Source organism: Sorangium sp. So ce406, assembly GCF_051474675.1.
GTDB classification, from domain to species: domain Bacteria; phylum Myxococcota_A; class Polyangia; order Polyangiales; family Polyangiaceae; genus Sorangium; species Sorangium cellulosum_G.
The window spans coordinates 11,349,053-11,365,765 of record NZ_CP150340.1 but is presented as its reverse complement, the minus strand read 5'-3'; the positions used below and the strand labels follow the sequence as shown (position 1 = coordinate 11,365,765).

General features: G+C 70.6%; 11 protein-coding genes. 6 read left to right on the top strand and 5 right to left on the bottom strand.

What is annotated here, in order from left to right; all coding sequences use genetic code 11:
* Positions 1-22: 22 nt before the first annotated feature.
* On the bottom strand, positions 23-391 hold the full coding sequence (locus WME96_RS42785; protein WP_437287286.1) for a VOC family protein: 369 nt from the start codon (positions 389-391) through the stop codon (positions 23-25).
* 134 nt (positions 392-525) lie between these two features.
* Complete coding sequence (locus tag WME96_RS42780; protein WP_437287285.1) at positions 526-1,032, bottom strand: HAD family hydrolase; 507 nt, start codon at positions 1,030-1,032, stop codon at positions 526-528.
* A 10-nt stretch (positions 1,033-1,042) separates the two neighbouring features.
* Between WME96_RS42780 and WME96_RS42775 the strand changes: the two genes are divergently transcribed.
* Entirely contained in the window at positions 1,043-1,348 is a 306-nt protein-coding gene (locus WME96_RS42775; RefSeq protein WP_437287284.1) for a hypothetical protein, read from the top strand.
* Positions 1,349-1,387: 39 nt separating this feature from the next.
* On the opposite strand, the gene WME96_RS42770 is transcribed toward WME96_RS42775, so the two are convergent.
* Complete coding sequence (locus WME96_RS42770) at positions 1,388-2,800, bottom strand: hypothetical protein (RefSeq protein ID WP_437287283.1); 1,413 nt, start codon at positions 2,798-2,800, stop codon at positions 1,388-1,390.
* A 707-nt stretch (positions 2,801-3,507) separates the two neighbouring features.
* Between WME96_RS42770 and WME96_RS42765 the strand changes: the two genes are divergently transcribed.
* A complete protein-coding gene (locus tag WME96_RS42765; RefSeq protein ID WP_437287282.1) occupies positions 3,508-4,470 on the top strand; it encodes a hypothetical protein in 963 nt (320 codons plus the stop codon).
* A 362-nt stretch (positions 4,471-4,832) separates the two neighbouring features.
* Positions 4,833-6,200, top strand: coding sequence for a glycoside hydrolase family 16 protein (locus WME96_RS42760; protein ID WP_437287281.1), 1,368 nt, complete (start codon positions 4,833-4,835; stop codon positions 6,198-6,200).
* A gap of 143 nt (positions 6,201-6,343) precedes the next feature.
* On the opposite strand, the gene WME96_RS42755 is transcribed toward WME96_RS42760, so the two are convergent.
* On the bottom strand, positions 6,344-6,748 hold the full coding sequence (locus WME96_RS42755; RefSeq protein WP_437287280.1) for a GFA family protein: 405 nt from the start codon (positions 6,746-6,748) through the stop codon (positions 6,344-6,346).
* A 481-nt stretch (positions 6,749-7,229) separates the two neighbouring features.
* On the opposite strand from WME96_RS42755, the gene WME96_RS42750 reads away from it, so the two are divergent.
* The 3 genes from WME96_RS42750 (at position 7,230) to WME96_RS42740 (ending at position 15,802) form a co-directional block, all read left to right on the top strand.
* Positions 7,230-8,402 (top strand): hypothetical protein, encoded by a 1,173-nt coding sequence (locus WME96_RS42750; RefSeq protein ID WP_437287279.1) that lies wholly within the window; start codon positions 7,230-7,232, stop codon positions 8,400-8,402.
* A 315-nt stretch (positions 8,403-8,717) separates the two neighbouring features.
* Positions 8,718-9,692 carry a response regulator gene (locus WME96_RS42745; protein WP_437287278.1) on the top strand — a complete coding sequence of 325 codons (975 nt, stop codon included), beginning with the start codon at positions 8,718-8,720 and terminating at the stop codon, positions 9,690-9,692.
* Positions 9,693-9,769: 77 nt separating this feature from the next.
* Positions 9,770-15,802, top strand: a complete 6,033-nt coding sequence (locus WME96_RS42740) for an AAA family ATPase (protein ID WP_437287277.1) — start codon at positions 9,770-9,772, stop codon at positions 15,800-15,802.
* Here WME96_RS42740 and WME96_RS42735 read toward each other — a convergent pair.
* Complete coding sequence (locus tag WME96_RS42735; protein WP_437287276.1) at positions 15,762-16,697, bottom strand: LysR family transcriptional regulator; 936 nt, start codon at positions 16,695-16,697, stop codon at positions 15,762-15,764. The genes WME96_RS42740 and WME96_RS42735 overlap by 41 nt on opposite strands.
* Between the last annotated feature and the right edge of the window lie 16 nt (positions 16,698-16,713).

The window sequence follows — 16,713 nt, the reverse complement described above, 5'->3', positions numbered from 1 at the left end:
CAGGCCGCCGCTGGCGCCGGCCTCACGCGCTCTTCTTGAGCTTGTGCAAGATGATGGTGTTGCCTTCGGTGTCTTGCATGACCGCCATGCGGCACACCGGCGATTGCACGTCGTCGGCCATGAACGTCACGCCTTCGCCCTTGAGCCGCGCGACGAGCGCATCCAGGTCTTCGACCTCGAACGCGATGCTCGCGCCGCCCGGCTCGGCGGCCGATTTCGGATCGGGATGATTGAACAGCGCCAGGCAGCCGCCGCCCGGCAGGTCATATTCGGTCCACACGCCGTTGCTCGAGTGGCTGCCGACGCGCAGGCCGAGCGTGCCTTCGTAAAATGCGCGAGCGCGCTGCGTGTCCTTCACCGGAAACATCGTGAACGCCACCTTCTTCAGCATGCAGACCTCCAGTGCGTCGCGGACCGGCAGCGTACCCACAGCCAGGCCACCGCATCCAAGCCGCAGAATATTTCAGATGGTAACTCGACAGAGATCCCGGGCGCGGCCCTCGTGACGTCCGCACGATGGAGGGGTCAGGCCACATTCTTGACCATGCCCGCGAACCGCTCGAGGCGAGTGACGACAGGGACCGTGATGTCTGGAGCGCGACGCTTGCCATCCTCGTTGAACCAGACCGCCTGGACGCCGAACGATCGAGGCGCCATACAGTCGTGCTCGAGAGAGTCGCCGATCATGGCGATATGGTGCAACGGAAACCCGAGCCGAGCTGCGACCGCCTGCCAGAACTCTGGCTGGTTCTTCTTGTATCCCAGCTCCGTGTAGCAAAAGATCTCGCGGAAGAACCTCCCGAATCCGACCCGCCCGAGCGCGGCCTCGATCATCGGCTTGCGAGAGACGCTCGCGTTGGTGGCGATGCACAAGGGCACATGCCCCTCCAGCGAAGTCAAGCACTCCGCTGCACCAGGGATCGCTCGCACGGTCGGCCACAAGCTCATCGGCAGGTCGTCGGGGCCATCCTCCGACATGAGCGTGCCGCCCCAATCGAAGCAGACCGCGCGGACGTCAGACAGTCGATCCATGCGGGCTGACGTGACGTTCACCATCCGGCGCCGCAGCCGGCCGTCTGTCGACCGGCCGGCCTTGCTCCCCGCTCGAGCACGCGACGAGCTGCACGCCCGGCTCGACGCCGTGGCGCGGCGACACGTCGGGGCCCACCCGCTCGAGGCGGCCACCGACATCCAGGCGATTCAGACGCTGCTCGGCCACGGGCGCGTAGCGTACCTGGCGGCCACCCCGTCCTGTCAAGACGACCAGCGCGGCAGCGTCGGGCTCGACGCCGGACGGAGGCGCGAGCGGGCCCTCGTCAGAAACGGCGGGCCTGCCACCGGCGCGTGATGCCCTCCGGTCGGCGTCAGCCGCCCGGAGGAGCGCCCGTCAGTTCTTGACGAACCCGTTGAAGAGCCCGATGCACATCTCGTCGAGCGAGCTCTCGCCGAGGACGATATCCCTCGGCGCGTTGAGGTTCTCCTCGAGGAGCGCCCTCTTCACGAACGGGTTGTCCATCGTGTTGTCGTAGCGGCAACGCAACGTCATGACATCGCCGGACTTCAGGACGGGCAGCTCCTCGATCGGCGCGTCGATGGTGTACGTCTGCTGCCAGTTGAAGTCCCACCTCGGCGTCTGGACCACGCACTCCTCGGCCGGATCGGCGCCCTGCGGGCTCGGGCGCTCGACGTCGACCTTCATGTCGGTCCCGACATAGTGCATGTGCGTCATCGCGCTGTAGAGCCGGATCCCGTCCACCAGCGATTCTCCCATGAACTCCTCGGGGAGCGTGACCTTCATGACCTCGGTGTGGTCCTTGGCCCCCGCCGGGACGAAGAACTCGACCCCTTCCCTGTCGTTGGGCCCCGGCTGGAGCCCTTCGCCGTTCGGCCATTGCGAGGGGAAGTTGCCGAACGCCACGAAGACGACCCTGTACTCCGGCGGCTCCGGGAGGAGCCGGAGCTGGATCTTGGTCGCGTCGGGCTCGGCCATCGCGCCCGCCGGGTGGTAATGGACCTGCATCACCAGCCTCGACCCCGCGGGGACGAGGAAGCCGGCGTTCGGAGGGAACTCGGTCGGTCGCCCGCCCGGCACCCACACGCCGAGGACCTGGGTGTCCTGGACGCCGGAGCTGCCAAAACACTCGTAGCCGCCGTCGGCGTCGGCCAGGGCGTCGCTCTCCGCGTGCGGGTCGGTGAAGACCACCACGTGGTGGACGACCTTCGAGTTCCCCGGGACCACGTTCATGCCGTTCACGAACGTGTCCTGCGTGAGCTTCGGATCCATGACGAAGCAGCGGAACTGGTCCTCGTCGCCGCCCGTCACGTACGGCTTCGCGGGCTCGATCGTGGCGCTGACGCCCTCGAGGCCATGGAGCCCCGACGGGTCGATCGCGGCGGGCGCGTCCGCGGGGTCGCCCTCGGGGGCGCCGGCTTCGTGCCAGGCCTCGAGGGTCGCGAGCTCCGCGTCGGAGAGCCTGCTGTCGTCCTTCCAGCCGAAGCGCGGCGTGCACTCGTCCGTCTCGATGGCGCCCCAGGGCGGCATCGTCCGGTCCTGTGTCACCGCCGCGATCCGGCTCGAGACCTGCTTCGCGTCGGCGTACTCGGTCAGGCTGAAAGGCGCGATCTCGCCGGGCGAGTGGCAGCCCTGGCAGCGCTTCTGCAGGATCGGCGCCACGTCCTTGTGGAACGTCGGGCCCGCGGTCGGGCCTTCCACCGGAGGATTCGTGCCCTCCGGCTCGCTGCTGCAGCCCATGACGGGGATGAGCGAGGCGAGAACGATGGTCCAAGCCCTGTTGATCATGGTCATTATCTCCTCTTCTTCCACGCTCCCACGCGTGCTGAAGACCCGAAGGAACACGGTCGCTGGGCGAGGGGTGTGCGCGCCATGTCCTTGCGGCTCATCGCCGCGGCGCGATCCGGAATGAGCTCTCGCGGATCCGGCGTCAACAAGGGAGGCCTTGATCGGCCCGTACGGTACTGCCTGGCCTTCCGCCGGCCCCGCGCCATGAGCGACGCGGCTCGCACCCCAGCCGCCACGCTCGTCGACGTTGCTACCGCGCCAGAGGCCGCGCCCGTCACCCTGGGGCTCGGCATCCTTGGCGCGGCCTCGCGCCTGCTCGTCCTGCACCGCGGTCCGGTGTCCGCCGGGTCTGCGCGACGCCGTACCAGGTCGGCCACCGCTGCTGGTGCGGATATTTCCTTACAGACGGCAACGCCATCGCATCACGGTAGTTGATGCACGCGAGAGGCGGAGCGCACGCACCCCCAGGCCGTCGCGTTGCCTGCCCCCCACCTGGCATGGCGCCCATTTCCCGGACCGCCGAAAACATCATGCGACTGACAACGATCTCCACACGACTTGCTCTGCCTGTCGGTAAGCGATTGCTGTCAATGACGCATTACGGACATGAATCGTTGCTCGTGACGCTTTTCGCGGACGATACAATTCGTCTCCGCGCACCAATCCGCGGTGGACACGCTGCGATGATGGATTAGAGTCGCACGCCGATGCACAACAGCTCTGACCAGTTCGCGAAGAGCTTGCTGCGCGACGGGCTGAGCCTCGTCTCGGCGGCGCAGACCGAGGTCGAGGTGCTGGCGGCGACCCAGAAGATCGATGTCTTCAGCGTGCCTGATCCAGCTCGGGACGCCGAGCGCGCCAGGATGGGCCTCCTCGGCGAGCTCTCGGCAGAGCCCAGCCTGTTCGAGCCGTTCCACGGCACACCGAGCCTCCGTCAGGTCCGGCGATGCCTGCGCAAGCAGCTCACATGGCACCACGAGCTCGAACGCCGCGCCCGCGCCGCAGCCGGCTCCGCTGCACCAGACGACGACGCCGACGCGCCGCAGCAGCCGGCGGTGGACTTCCCTGCGCTGGTCGTCATCGGCCGGGGGCGTCCTGAGACGGTGCTCGACGCCTACCGCTGCGAGCCGATGCAACCAGGCGTCTACCACGCCGTGCCGGGCCTGGTGATGCGTGTCATCGTGCTCGCCGAGCTGCCCCGGACGCGCGCGACGCTGCTGCTCCGGCTGCTCGGCTCTGGCCGCGTCCTGCGCGAGGCGCTGGCCGACCTGGCCGCGCTGCCCGACGACGCCTGGGAGAAGAGCGTCGCCAAGCCGCTGCTGGTACACTTCCGGCTCGGAGCCAACGAGCCGACGACCGACAAGGAGGACGAGGTGAGCGCAGAGATCCGGGCGTGGTTCGAGGAGTACGAGAAGAACCTTCGGGCCGAGGCGCGAACGGAGGGCCGCCGGGAAGGCCTCAACGAAGGCCGCAAGGAAGGCCGCACCGAGGGGCGCGCCGAGGAGGCGGCGCGGGCCGTGCTGACCGCGCTCCGGGTTCGCGGCATCGCCGTGCCGGATACCTCCCGGGAGCGCATCCTGGCCGAGAAGGATCCGGAGACGCTGGAACGGTGGCATGAGCGGGCCGTCGTCGCCGCATCGCTCGCCGAGGTGCTCGACGGGCTGAGCTGAGTCCTACCGGCCAGCAACCGGCTGCCCGGCTCGCCACGCCGGCGCAGCAGAGCGAGCTCGCGCTCCACGACGCCCAGCGGCTGCTCGCCGCCCGCGAGCTCGGCCGGCGCGTCCACGCCGCGCGCCCCCGCCACCTCGTATCGGCCCGGAACTCCACCGCACCCCAAGGCGATCCCCCAGATCGCCCGGGGGTGATCTGCCGGATCGCCCAGGCGCGCGCGCTCGACCCCGCTCCCGCCATGATTCGACCTCGGTCCTTGTCGCGAGTGAATTTGTTCACCCTCACGGACGGGCACGGACGCTGCAAGTCGCAGCCACACGAGCGAAGCACTCAGGTCGCCGTGGAAACGAGAGGAGGACGCATGGATCGGAGAGAGGGTTGCACAGCGCTGCTGACCGTGGCTTGCCTCGGCGCTGTCGCGGGGTGCATCACCGCGGCCGACGCGCCGGAAGGCGCGGAGGACACGACGAGCCAGGGGTACGCCGAGGTGTCCTACGGACCCGGTCCGGGGTGGAACCTCGCGTGGTCGGACGAGTTCGACGGATCGAGCCTGAACACGGCCAACTGGAACGTGCTCACGAGCAACTACGATCCGGTCACCAACAACTGCAACTTCGGCACCGGAGAGCTCGAGTATCCGCGCGCCGCGAACGTCGCCGTCCGCGATGGCAAGCTGATCATCTCCGCGCAGCGCACGAGCGACAACCCGGCCGCGCCCCAGTGTACCGGGTACGGCGGGCGCTCCTTCTATTCGGGGCGTATCCACACGAAGGGCAAGGTCGAGCGACGGTACGGCAAGATCGCCGCGAGCATCAAGGTGCCCTCCGGCTACGGGATGTGGCCGGCGTTCTGGACCCTGGGCGCCAACATCGACTCCGGCGCCAACGCGTGGCCTCGCTCGGGCGAGATCGACATCCTCGAATGGAGATCCACCGAGCCCACCTGGATGCAGTCCGCCGCCCACTGGTGGAACGGCGGAGAGGCGCACTGGGGGACCGGAGCGAACCGGGGATCGAGCCTCGCCGATTCCTTCCACGTCTACGAGGTCGAGTGGTCGTCGAGCAGCATGATCTTCAGGCTCGACGGCAACGTCGTGGCCAACAACACGTACTACCACGGCGAGACGGAGTTCCAGCAGAACCACTACATCCTCTTGAACCTCGCCATCGGAGGCAACTGGTACGGCAACCCGAGCCCCGCGAGCATCGATCTGCCGTCGGGTACCACGAAGACCATGGAGGTCGAGTGGGTGCGCTGGTACCAGCAGGGCGGCGGCTCGAGCGGCATCTCCCTCACCAACCCGAGCTTCGAGTCCGGGTTGACCGGCTGGACCAACTGGAGCCCGAACGGCACCGGGGCAGCGAGCTTCAGCGAGACGTACAACGGCGCACAATCCGGCGCTTACCACCTCACCCACTGGACCAACGGAGCTCCGTTCGAGGTGTGGACGTACCAGACGCGCTCGGGGCTCGCGACGGGCGACTACAAGGTCCGAGCGTGGGTGAAGAAGGGCGGCGGCTACGACTTCAGCCGGCTCCAGGCCAAGACGTGCGGCTCGTGCTCGCCCACCTACACGACGATCGGGACCCATGGAAGCTGGACGCAGATCGAGACGCCGGCCATCCATGTCACGGGCGGCTATCTGGAGTTCGGCTTCCACACGAAGGCCACCTCCGGTAACCCCGCCAGCTTCATCCACATGGACAGCGTCGAGCTGATCCGCCTCTGACGCCGCTGGGGGCACCTCCACCGCGGAGAATACGAACAACAGAGGCACAGAGGGCACAGAGGTTTTTTGTTGTTCCTCTATGCCCTCTGCGCCTCTGTGGTTCAAATTACTTCATTCCTGGGTGTTTCAAGCGGATCGGCGCTCTAGAGGTGCCGGGTCTCGGCCGGCGGTCTCCCCCAGTCGTTCGCTCGACCATCGGCGTATCGAACGGGAGCCTCGACGAGCTCGCGAGGATCGACGTCATCGAGCGCCCCGAGCTGGACAGCGACGTAATCGCCCCCGATCTCCGCGACATGGCCGCGGCCGAACGAGCGCACGCCGCAGTGCTTGCAGAACAGGTGATGACCGACCTTGTGGTTGAACTGATAGTCGCTCAGGTCCTGCTCACCCGAGAGCAGACGAAACGCGTCCGGGCGGATGATCGCATTCCAGTTCCTCGTCTTCGTGCAGATGGAACAGTTGCACTTGTTCGTGCCCAGGCTCAGATCGATGTCCGCCTCGAATCGAACCGCGCCGCAGTGGCAGCTTCCTCGATAGGTCTTCAGCATGGGACGGGCCTCCACAGGTGGTCGTGTGACAGTTCACGGCTTGCAGCAACCGCCTCGACGAGCGGCAGGAATCCCCGGCCGCCGAGGGCGTCGCGGAGATAAGCCTGCTCGTCTCCCCGATGCAAGCCGGCGCTTCGGGCCGATGCGCGCGTCGGGAGGCGACGCGCGCCCTGCGGACCGCGCTCCGGGTTGACGCTCGGCGGATCGCCGGCCCGGGGCGACCACGTGGTACGCTGTGGCATACGCCGCGCCCCCGCGGGCCCAGCCGCGCCGGCGCGAGCGCCTCGCGAGCTCAGCCGCGGGGCGATCGCGCCCGCCGAGCGGCCCAGGAACCGCGCCGCGGCGCACACGGCCCCCGAGGCGCCGTCCCGCCTTCGTCAGGGCTGCATGATTGGGCCGCCACCGGAGCGACTCCGCACCTCATAAAGGGATGGCCAGCGCGACCGGCCGGGTCACAATGTCCCCATCACAGGAGGCAGACGTGAAGCTTCAGAGGGTGCTCGTCCTGTTCAGCATGGGACTCGTTTCGGCCTGCTCGGGCGCGGATTCAGAGAATCCAGCGGCCCCTCCGGCGCTGACCTGCCAGGCCTCACCGGAATGCGCGGCCGCGCCCGAGACGCCGCTGTGCGACCAGGCGATCGGCGAATGCGTCGCGCTCCCGGCCGGACACCCCATCGGCGTGAAGGACGGCAGCCCGTCCTCGGTCACGCTCGTGCCGGTGTTCGAACCGGACAGAATGCGTGAGCCGACGGATCTCGACTTCAACCCGGAGCGGCCGGACGAGCTCTGGGTGGTGAACCGCAAGGACGACAGCGTGACCATCATCTCGAAGCCGGGCGCGCCGGACAGCCAGGCGGTCCGCCTCCGCGACCCCGCCGCCTCGCACTTCATGGACCGGCCGCCGGCGATCGAGTTTGGCCACGCGGGCACGTTCGGCGTCTGCGGGGACAGCGACAACGGCGGCAACTACTTCATGGGTCCGACGCTCTTCTCCTCGGACCTCGCCATCTTCGCGGAGGAGACGCCCGACGGCCTCGGGTCGCACCTCGACATGCTCCACTCCAGCCCCTTCTGCAAGGGCCTCGCGCACGAGCACGGCAACGTGTACTGGGTCTTCAACGGATACGACCTCTCGATCGACAGGTACAATTTCGCCGTCGACCACGGCCCCGGGAACGACGACCACGCCGACGGGGAGATCTACCGCTATGTGCCGGGCGAGGTGCTCGGCATCGACGAGGCGCCGAGCCACATCTTCTACCGCGCCGAGGACCGCCACCTCTACATCGCCGATACCGGTCACAAGCGGCTGCTGAAGCTCGATACAGCGAGCGGCACGCCCGGGAGCGGCTTCGACGGGAGCGAGCCCGTCGTGGCGCGCCAGCACATCGACGGGGCCACGCTGACCGAGCTCGTCCCCCCGGGGACGCTCGAGACGCCGAGCGGGATCGAGGTCCACGACGGCATCGTCTACGTCACGGATCACGCGACGAGCCGGTTCCACGCCTTCGACCTGGAGGGGCGGCCCGTCCGCACCCTGGATACAGGGCTGCCCGCGGGCTCGCTCGCCGGGTTCACCTTCGGGCCGGACGGCAAGATCTACCTCGTCGACCTGCTGTCGAGCCGGGTCTACCGGATCGATCCCATCCTGTGAGGCGGACCGGCGGCGACGGCGCAACCCGGGTGCGCCATCGTTCCTGACCGGATCAGAAACAGGATGTGAGCCTCCTCTGTGCGTGGATACACCGGCCAAGGATGGCCTCGATGGCTCGTCCTCCCCTCCCCTGCCGGCCACAAGGAGCTGTCAATTTCCGTCCGTTCCGTGATACGAGGAGCAAGCAGCGAGAGGAGAATGTCTTCTCCTACAGCGCCGTCCTCTCACCGTGTGCGCGCCTGCGCGCTCCACGCCGGTCGGGTATGCCATCGGACGGGGGGACGGTCGCCGGAGGTACCGGGACCGTGAACATCCATGCAAGAGCGAGAAACTCTGCATCCTGGGCTCGTCCTCATCGCAGATGACAGCTCGGACAACCTGGAGGTGCTCTCGAGCGCGCTCATCTGCGACGGGCTGGAGGTCGCCGTCGCGAGCGACGGCGAGGAGGCCGTCGAGCTGGCCAGCCGGGCGCAGCCAGACCTCATCTTGCTCGACGCGCTGATGCCTGGCCTCAGCGGGTTCGAGGCGTGCCGGCAGATCAAGGCCAATCCGGCGACGCAGAGCATCCCTGTCATCTTCATGACGGCGCTCGCGGAAGCGAAGTTCAGGATCCGCGGCTTCCGCGTGGGCGCGGTGGACTACGTGACCAAGCCGTTCGAGGAGACCGAGCTGCTCGCGCGGGTTCACACCCAGATCTCGCTCCGGCGCGCGACGCGGGCCCTCGAGGAAAAGAACAGCCAGCTCTCGGAGGAGATCCGGGAGCGCGGCAGGGCCGAGGAGGCGCTGGCCGAGGCCGTGCGGCAGCTGCGCGACGCGAACGCGCAGCTCTCGGAGCAGCTCCTGGAGCGCGAGCGCGCCGAGGCGGCGAGGGCGGCGCTGCAGGAGCAGATCATCGCGGTGCAGCGGGAGAGGCTCCTCGAGCTCTCCGCGCCGCTCATCCCGATCGTCGACGGCGTCCTCGTCATGCCGCTCGTCGGCACGGTGGACGCCGAGCGCGCGAGCCAGGCGATCGAGACAGCGCTGTCCGAGGCGGCCAGGCGCGGGGCGGATCACCTCATCATCGACATCACCGGGGTCAAGGCGGTCGACGCCACCGTCGCGTGCATGCTGCTGCGCGCGGCGAGGGGGCTCTCGCTGCTCGGCACGCGGGCGATCGTCACCGGCGTCCGCGCCGAGGTGGCGCAGACGCTCGTGGGGCTCGACCTGCACCTCGACGGCATCGTGACGAAGGCCACCCTGCAGTCGGGCGTGGAGCACGCGCTGCGGACGCGCGGCCGCAGACAGCGCTGAAGCGAGCTTCGAGGAGCGGGCGGAGCGGCAGCTCGCCCGGCACCTCCGCGGGGACCGAGAGAGGGGGAGGACGCAGGATGGAGCTGAGAGACTACGCGGTGGGGGAGGTGATGCACGTGGGGAGCGAGACGCGGGTGTGCCGCGCGGTCCATCGCCCCTCGGGCGACAGGGTGGTGCTCAAGCTCCCGGCGACGGCCGCGCCGAGCTCCCGCGTGGCGGGGCGCATGATCCATGAGCACCGCATCCTGACGCAGCTCGGGGCGGTGTCGGGGATCGCGCGGGCGCGGGAGCTCCTGCAGCAGGGCGGCGCGGTCGGGCTGGTGCTCGAGGACCCCGGGCTCCAGTCGCTGGATCGCGTGCTGGCCGAGCGCGGGCGCCTGCCGGTCGAGGCCGGGCTGAGGGTGGGCGCGCTCCTCGCGCGGGCGCTCGAGGCGGTGCACGCGGCGGGCGTCACGCACAAGGACATCAAGCCGCAGAACGTGCTCGTCGACGCGGCGTACACGCAGGTCAAGCTGCTCGACTTCGGCATCGCCTCGTCGCTGCCGCTGGAGGCGACGGCGGCGAGCGTCCCCGAGGGCATCGAGGGGACGCTGGCGTACGTGTCGCCGGAGCAGACGGGCCGCACCGCGCGCGCGATCGACGCGCGCACCGATCTCTACTCGCTCGGCGTGACGCTCTTCGAGGCGCTGTCCGGGCGGCTGCCGTTCACCGAGCGCGACCCGCTCGCCCTGGTGCACGCCCACCTGGCCAAGGAGCCGCCTGCCCTCGACGAGGTCGCCCCGGACCTGCCCCCCGGCATCGCGGCGATCATCGCCCGGCTCCTGGCGAAGGACGTGGACCGGCGCTACCAGACGGCCCGGGGGACGGCGGAGGACCTGGAGCGAGCGCTCCGCGCGTGGCGCGAGCGCGGCACGGTCGAGCGCTTCCCGCTCGGGGACAAGGATTTCTCGCGCAGGCTCCGGCTGCCGGACGTCCTCGTCGGGCGAGAGCACGAGCGCGAGCGGCTGGGCGCCGCCTTCGCCCGCGCCGCGGAGGGCGCGGTGGAGCTCGTGCTCATCGGCGGCCCGTCCGGCATCGGCAAGACGGCGCTGGTGCGCACCGTCTACCGCGACATCGCGCGGGCCGGGCGCGGGCTCCTCATCTCGGGCAAGCACGACCAGCTCGCGCGGTCGACGCCCTACGCGGCCATGGCGCAGGCGTTCGGGGCGCTCATGCAGCAGTGGCTGGCGAGCCCGAAGCCGGTGCTCCGGGCGTGGCAGGCGCGGATCAAGGCCGAGGTCGGCGACAACGCGCGGCTCATCGCCGACGTGGTGCCGGAGCTCGATCGGGTCATGGGCAAGCTCGCGCCGGTGCCGCCGGTGCAGGGCGATCAGGTGCTCGCCCGCCAGCGGCTGACCTGGCTGAACTTCGTGCGGGCGGTCGCGACGCCGAACGCGCCGCTCGTGATGTTCCTCGACGACATGCAGTGGGCCGACAGCGCCACGCTGGAGATCCTGAGGACGCTGCTCACGGACGCGGAGCGGAGAGATCTCCTGCTGATCGCGGCGTACCGCGACAACGAGGCGCCCCCCGAGCACCCGCTGTGGAAGCTCGTGGCGTCGGTGGGCGAGAGCGGGGCGAAGGTGACAAGGATGTCGGTGGGGCCCTTGTCCGAAGAGCACGCGCGAGCGTGGGTCGGGCGCGCGCTGAGCGGCGAGGCGGCGCGCGTCACGCCGCTGTCGCGGACGCTGTGGCAGAAGACGCGTGGAAACCCGTTCTTCATGGAGCAGCTCCTGCTCTCCTGGCACCGGCAGGGCAAGGTGGTCAGAGACCCGGACAGCGGCGCGTGGCGCTGGGACCAGAAGGAGCTGGAGCAGGCGCAGGTCACCGACAACGTCGTTGCCCTCCTGACGGACAAGGTGCTCGAGATGCCCGACGCGACCCAGCAGCTCCTGGGGCTCGCCGCGTGCGCGGGGCACACGTTCCACCTCCACGACCTGGAGCGGCTCAGCGGGTGGGATCGCGCCCGGGTGACCGGGGCGCTGTGGCCCGCCATGCAGGAAGAGCTGGTGGTGCCGACCGACGGAGCCTACCGGTCGGCGCAGGCGCTGGGGCAGACCGGCGGCGGGACCGTGGAGGGCGCGCTGGACGCCGAATACCGCTTCTTGCACGACCGCGTGCAACAGGCGGGCTACGAGCGGATCGCGCCGGAGCAGCGCGCCCTCGCGCACCTGGAGATCGGCCGGCGCCTCTGGGCCGAGCGCCGGACCCAGGGCGGCACACCGCAGCAGCTGCTGGAGCTCGTGCGGCACCTGAACCTGGGCTCGGCGGGGATCGACGCCGCGGAGGAGCGGGAGGCGCTGGCGCGGCTGAACCTCGAGGCCGCGCGCGCCGCGAAGGCGGCGAGCTCGCACCGGCTCATGGCGAGCCTCGCGGAGACGGCGCAGGCGCTGCTGGACGTGGACGCGGGCGTGGACGACGGCGCGCGGCGCGAGGACCCGGAGCTGGCCGCGCAGCTCGCGCTGGAGCGGCTCGAGGCGGCCTTTCTGCTGCGCGAGTTCGACGACGTCGAGGCGCGGTCCGCGCGGCTGCTCGCGACGCCGCTGCCGGCGCTCGCCAGGCTCTCGGCGCAGGAGCTCCGCGTCCGGAGCTGCCAGGCAGCGGGCCAGTTCGCGCGCGGGGTGGAGCTGGGGCTCGCGGTGCTCGCGGAGCACGACATCGTGTTTCCGGCCACGGACGAGGAGCGCCGCGCCGCGCTCCTCGAGGAGTCCGCCGCGCTGGATCGATGGTTCGAGGACGACCCGGGCGCGTTCGACCGGATGCCCCCCGACCCTTCCGTGGAGCACGTGCTCGTCGACGCGCTGACGATGCACCTGATGGTGTGCGCGGCGATCGGCGGCCAGCCGCTGCTGTCCACGCTCGTGATCACCCGCGCCGTCCAGCGGGTGCGGCGACACGGCGTGCTCACGCCGGTTTCCCCCTTCATCATCGCCTGCTTCGCCAACGTGTGGTCGCTCACCACGGGGATGTACCGCCGGTCGGCGTGCTGGGTCGGCCCCGGCGTGCGCGCGGCCGAGCGCGTGGCGTCACCGTTCCTGGCAGAGTGCCTGTCGTTCCTGGGGCAGTACACGGTCTATTCCCGCCCCGCGGACGAGATGGGCCCCATCTTCGAGCGGACCTGCGCGACGGGCCTGAAGATCGGCTCGTTCCAGGGGACGAGCTGGGGGCTGGAAGGTGACCTGTTCTATCACCGGGTGTGGCGCGGCCAGCCGCTCGGCGAGCTGGAGGCGCACCGGGCGGCCCGCTGGGGGCTGATGCAGCGCGCGGGGACGGCGCTCGGACACCACTTCTTCGAGGCGATCGCCTCGTGGTGCGGCCGCCTGATGACCACGGGCGAGGCGGAGATGGTCCTGCCCGAGGAGCCGTTCGCGCGCGGGTCGCGCTCGCTCCTGGCCGACGGAGACGGGATGGCGGCCGAGCTGGCGCGCATCCTCGAAGCGCACCTGTTCCTCGTCGTCGGCGCGTATCCGATGGCGCTCTCGCGGGCCCGGGAGGCCGAGCAGCACCGCGTGTCGATCTTCGGCTTTCCCCCGGTGACCGACGTGCCGCTCTGGCTCGCGCTCGCGGCCGCGAGGTGCTGGCGGCAGGACGCGGGCGCGGAGGAGCAGGCCAGGCTGCGCGAGCACCTCGAGCACGGCCTCGAGCGCCTCTCGTACTTCGCCGAGGGGTGCCCGGAGAACTTCCTGCACAAGCTGCGCCTCCTCGAGGCCGAGGCCGCCCGCGTGCAGGGCAAGACCGACGAGGCCATGGCCAGGTACGACGAGGCCATCGCGCTGGCGCGCGGGCAGCGGTTCCTGCACATCGAGGCGCTCGCGGCGCAGCTCTGCGCCGAGTTCCACCTCGAGGCGGGCAGGAGCCGCATCGCGGCGCTGTACCTGCGCGAGGCCAGGGACGCCTATGCCCGCTGGGACGCGCACGCCGTCGTGGCCCACCTGGAGGCGAGGTGGCCCGCCCTGCTCGGCGCGCCTGCCCAGCCCGCGGCGCCCGCGACGCCCGCGACGACGGAGCGCCGCCCCGCGATGAGCCTCACGACGCTCACCACCACGAACGCCACCGGCAACGCGCAGCTCGACGTGAACACCGCGGTGCGCGCGGCGCGGGCGCTGTCGAGCGAGCTCGACCCGGAGCGGGTCGTCGGCCGGCTGATGGAGCTCGTGCTGGAGAGCGCGGGGGCGCAGCGCGGCGTCCTGCTGCTGGTCGAGGGAGAAGAGCTCTCGGTCGTGGCGCGGCTCTCGGTGGAGGGAGGCCGGATCGAGACCGGCCTGTCCGAGCCGCTGTCGCAGAGCGCCGAGGTGGCGAGGGCGGTCGCGCACTACGTGGAGCGCACGGGCGAGCCGGTCGTGGTGGACGACGCCAGGGCCGACGCGCGCTTCGCGGCCGATCCGTACCTGGCCTCGCACGGCGTCCTCTCGCTCCTGGCGATCCCCCTGTCGCACCGGGGGCGCCTGCTCGGCGTGCTCTACCTCGAGCACCGCGAGGCGCCCGGGGCGTTCCACGAGAAGCGGGTGGAGCTGCTGTCGGTGCTCGCCTCGCAGGCCGCGATCGCCGTGGAGAACGCCCTCCTCTATCGAGATCTGGAGGCCAAGATCAAGGAGCGCACCGCCGAGCTCCACGTCGCCAAGGAGGCGGCCGAGCGGGCCAACCAGGCCAAGAGCGACTTCCTCTCCAGCATGAGCCACGAGCTGCGAACGCCGCTCAACGGGATCATGGGGTATTCGCAGATCCTCGTGCGATCGCCCGAGCTCCCGCCGAGGGGGCGGGAAGTGCTGCACCTCATCCAGAAATCGAGCGACCACCTGCTCGCGCTCATCAATGACGTGCTGGACCTGGCCAAGATCGAGGCGGGCAAGATCGAGCCGGTCCTGAGGGAGTTCCAGTTCCCTCCCTTCGTGAAGACGGTGGTCGACCTGTGCCGGGTGCGCGCCCAGGAGAAGGGGATCGCGCTCACCCACGCGCTGCGCGGCGCCGCGCTGAAGGCCGTCCACGCCGACGAGAAGCGGCTGACGCAGGTGCTCTTGAACCTCCTCGGCAACGCCATCAAGTTCACCGAGCGGGGCGGCGTCTCCCTCGACGTCGAGGTGCTGGAGGAGCGCGTCCCTGCGGGGCGGATGGTGCGCTTCCGTGTCGAGGACACCGGCCCTGGGATCGCGCCGGAGCACCTGTCGCGGATCTTCGAGCCGTTCGAGCAGGTGGGAGACCAGCGCGCGAAGGCCGAGGGCACGGGGCTCGGGCTCGCCATCACGAAGAAGCTCGTGGAGCAGATGGGCGGAGCGATCCAGGTGCAGAGCCAGATCGGTGTGGGCAGCGTCTTCACCGTGACGCTCCCGCTCGCCGAGGCGCGATCGTCGGCGAGCCCGATCGTCGACGATGGGTGGGAGGCGATCGTCGGCTATCGAGGCGAGCGCCGCGCGATCCTCGTCGTGGACGACAACGCCGACAACCGCGCCGTGGTGCGCGAGCTGCTGGCCCCCCTCGGCTTCGATCTCCGCGAGGCGGACGGCGGAGAGGCGGCGCTGCGCGTGGCCGCCCAGCACCCGCCGGCGCTCATCCTGATGGACCTGGCCATGCCGGGCATGGATGGCCACGAGGCCACGCGCCGCCTCCGGCAGATGCCCGAGCTCGGGCGGGTCGTCATCGTGGCCTCGTCGGCGAGCAACTCCGAGGCCGAGCGGCGGGAGAGCGCCCGTTCCGGGTGTGATGACTTCCTGCCCAAGCCCATCAAGGCGAGCGCGCTCCTGGACAGGATATCGGGCCTGCTCGGCGTCGAGTGGCTCCGCCGCGAGGAGGCGCCCGTTCGGGGCGCGCCGGCGGAGGGGCCCGCGGGCGCCGGGCAGCTCGTGCGGCCTCCGGCCGAGGAGCTGGCCCTCCTGTCGGACCTCGCGGACAAGGGGCTCGTCCGCAAGGTCCTGGAGGAGGCGGAGCGGATAAGGCAGCTCGACCCGCGGCTCGGCCCCTGGGTCGACGAGCTCGTGGCGCTCGCGCGCGGCTACCAGACGCGGAAGCTGCGGGAGTTCGTCCGCCCGTCCCTCGTCAGCGGGGCCGTCGCTGGCGCGCGCGTGGAGGGGCGATGAGGGACGACGGCGCGCGGAGGAGCTCGGCGAAGCGCGCGAGCGGAAAGCGCGCGGCCGCGTCGGCCCGGTAGACGGCCGTCCACCGCTCGGGGAGGCCGTCGCGGGTGAAGCGGCGCGCGACGACCTCGCCGCGCGCGACGCTCGGCGCGACGGCCCAGCGGGAGACGAGCCCGACGCCGAGGCCGGCCTTGACCAGGTCCACGAGCGCGTCGGTGAGCGGCACGCTCGTGGCGAGCGGCATCGGCGCGCGCTCGCTGGCGATGAGCTCGCGGAGGCGCTCGACGTCGCTCCGCGGGGCGTCGTGGGTGAGGAGCTTCTCGCGGCCGAGCTCGACCACGGTGACGTACGGGCGCGCGGCGAGCGGGTGCGAGGGCGGGACGATGACCGTCCACTCGTCGTCGAAGAGCGGCTCGACGACGAGCGCGCGATCGCGCACCGGCGAGCTCACGACGGCGAGCTCGATCTCGCCGCGGAGGAGCGCGGCGACCGGCTCGCGCCGCGCCTCGAGCGCGATGCGGACGTCGACGTCGGGGTGGTCCTTCGCGAGCGCCGAGAGCACCGGCGGGAGCCAGTGGTAGGTGGTGAAGCACTCGACGGCGATGCGGAAGACCTCGCGCCTGCGCGACCCGGCGTGCTGCAGGTCCCGCTCGACGCGCGCCAGGTCGGCGAGCATCGCGCGCGCGGCGTCGAGCAGCCGCGCGCCGGCCGGGGTGAGCTTGAGCTGGCGCCGGACGCGCGTGAAGAGCGCGACACCGAGGCGACCTTCGAGCTCGGCGAGCTGGTGGCTCACGGCCGACTGCGTGAGGTGGAGGCGCGCCGCGGCGCGCGTGGGGCCGCCCTCTTCGGCGATCGCGCGGACGAGGCGGAGGTGGCGGATCTCGAGCATCTGGGACATGAGCTGCCCTCATGAA

Excerpts from the sequence above, each read along its gene's own strand:
- WME96_RS42785 (WP_437287286.1), bottom strand. The coding sequence starts at position 391 with ATGCTGAAGAAGGTGGCGTTCACGATGTTTCCGGTGAAGGACACGCAG.
- WME96_RS42780 (WP_437287285.1), bottom strand. The coding sequence starts at position 1,032 with ATGGATCGACTGTCTGACGTCCGCGCGGTCTGCTTCGATTGGGGCGGC.
- WME96_RS42770 (WP_437287283.1), bottom strand. The coding sequence starts at position 2,800 with ATGATCAACAGGGCTTGGACCATCGTTCTCGCCTCGCTCATCCCCGTC.
- WME96_RS42765 (WP_437287282.1), top strand. The coding sequence starts at position 3,508 with ATGCACAACAGCTCTGACCAGTTCGCGAAGAGCTTGCTGCGCGACGGG.
- WME96_RS42760 (WP_437287281.1), top strand. The coding sequence starts at position 4,833 with ATGGATCGGAGAGAGGGTTGCACAGCGCTGCTGACCGTGGCTTGCCTC.
- WME96_RS42755 (WP_437287280.1), bottom strand. The coding sequence starts at position 6,748 with ATGCTGAAGACCTATCGAGGAAGCTGCCACTGCGGCGCGGTTCGATTC.
- WME96_RS42745 (WP_437287278.1), top strand. The coding sequence starts at position 8,718 with ATGCAAGAGCGAGAAACTCTGCATCCTGGGCTCGTCCTCATCGCAGAT.
- WME96_RS42740 (WP_437287277.1), top strand. The coding sequence starts at position 9,770 with ATGGAGCTGAGAGACTACGCGGTGGGGGAGGTGATGCACGTGGGGAGC.
- WME96_RS42735 (WP_437287276.1), bottom strand. The coding sequence starts at position 16,697 with ATGTCCCAGATGCTCGAGATCCGCCACCTCCGCCTCGTCCGCGCGATC.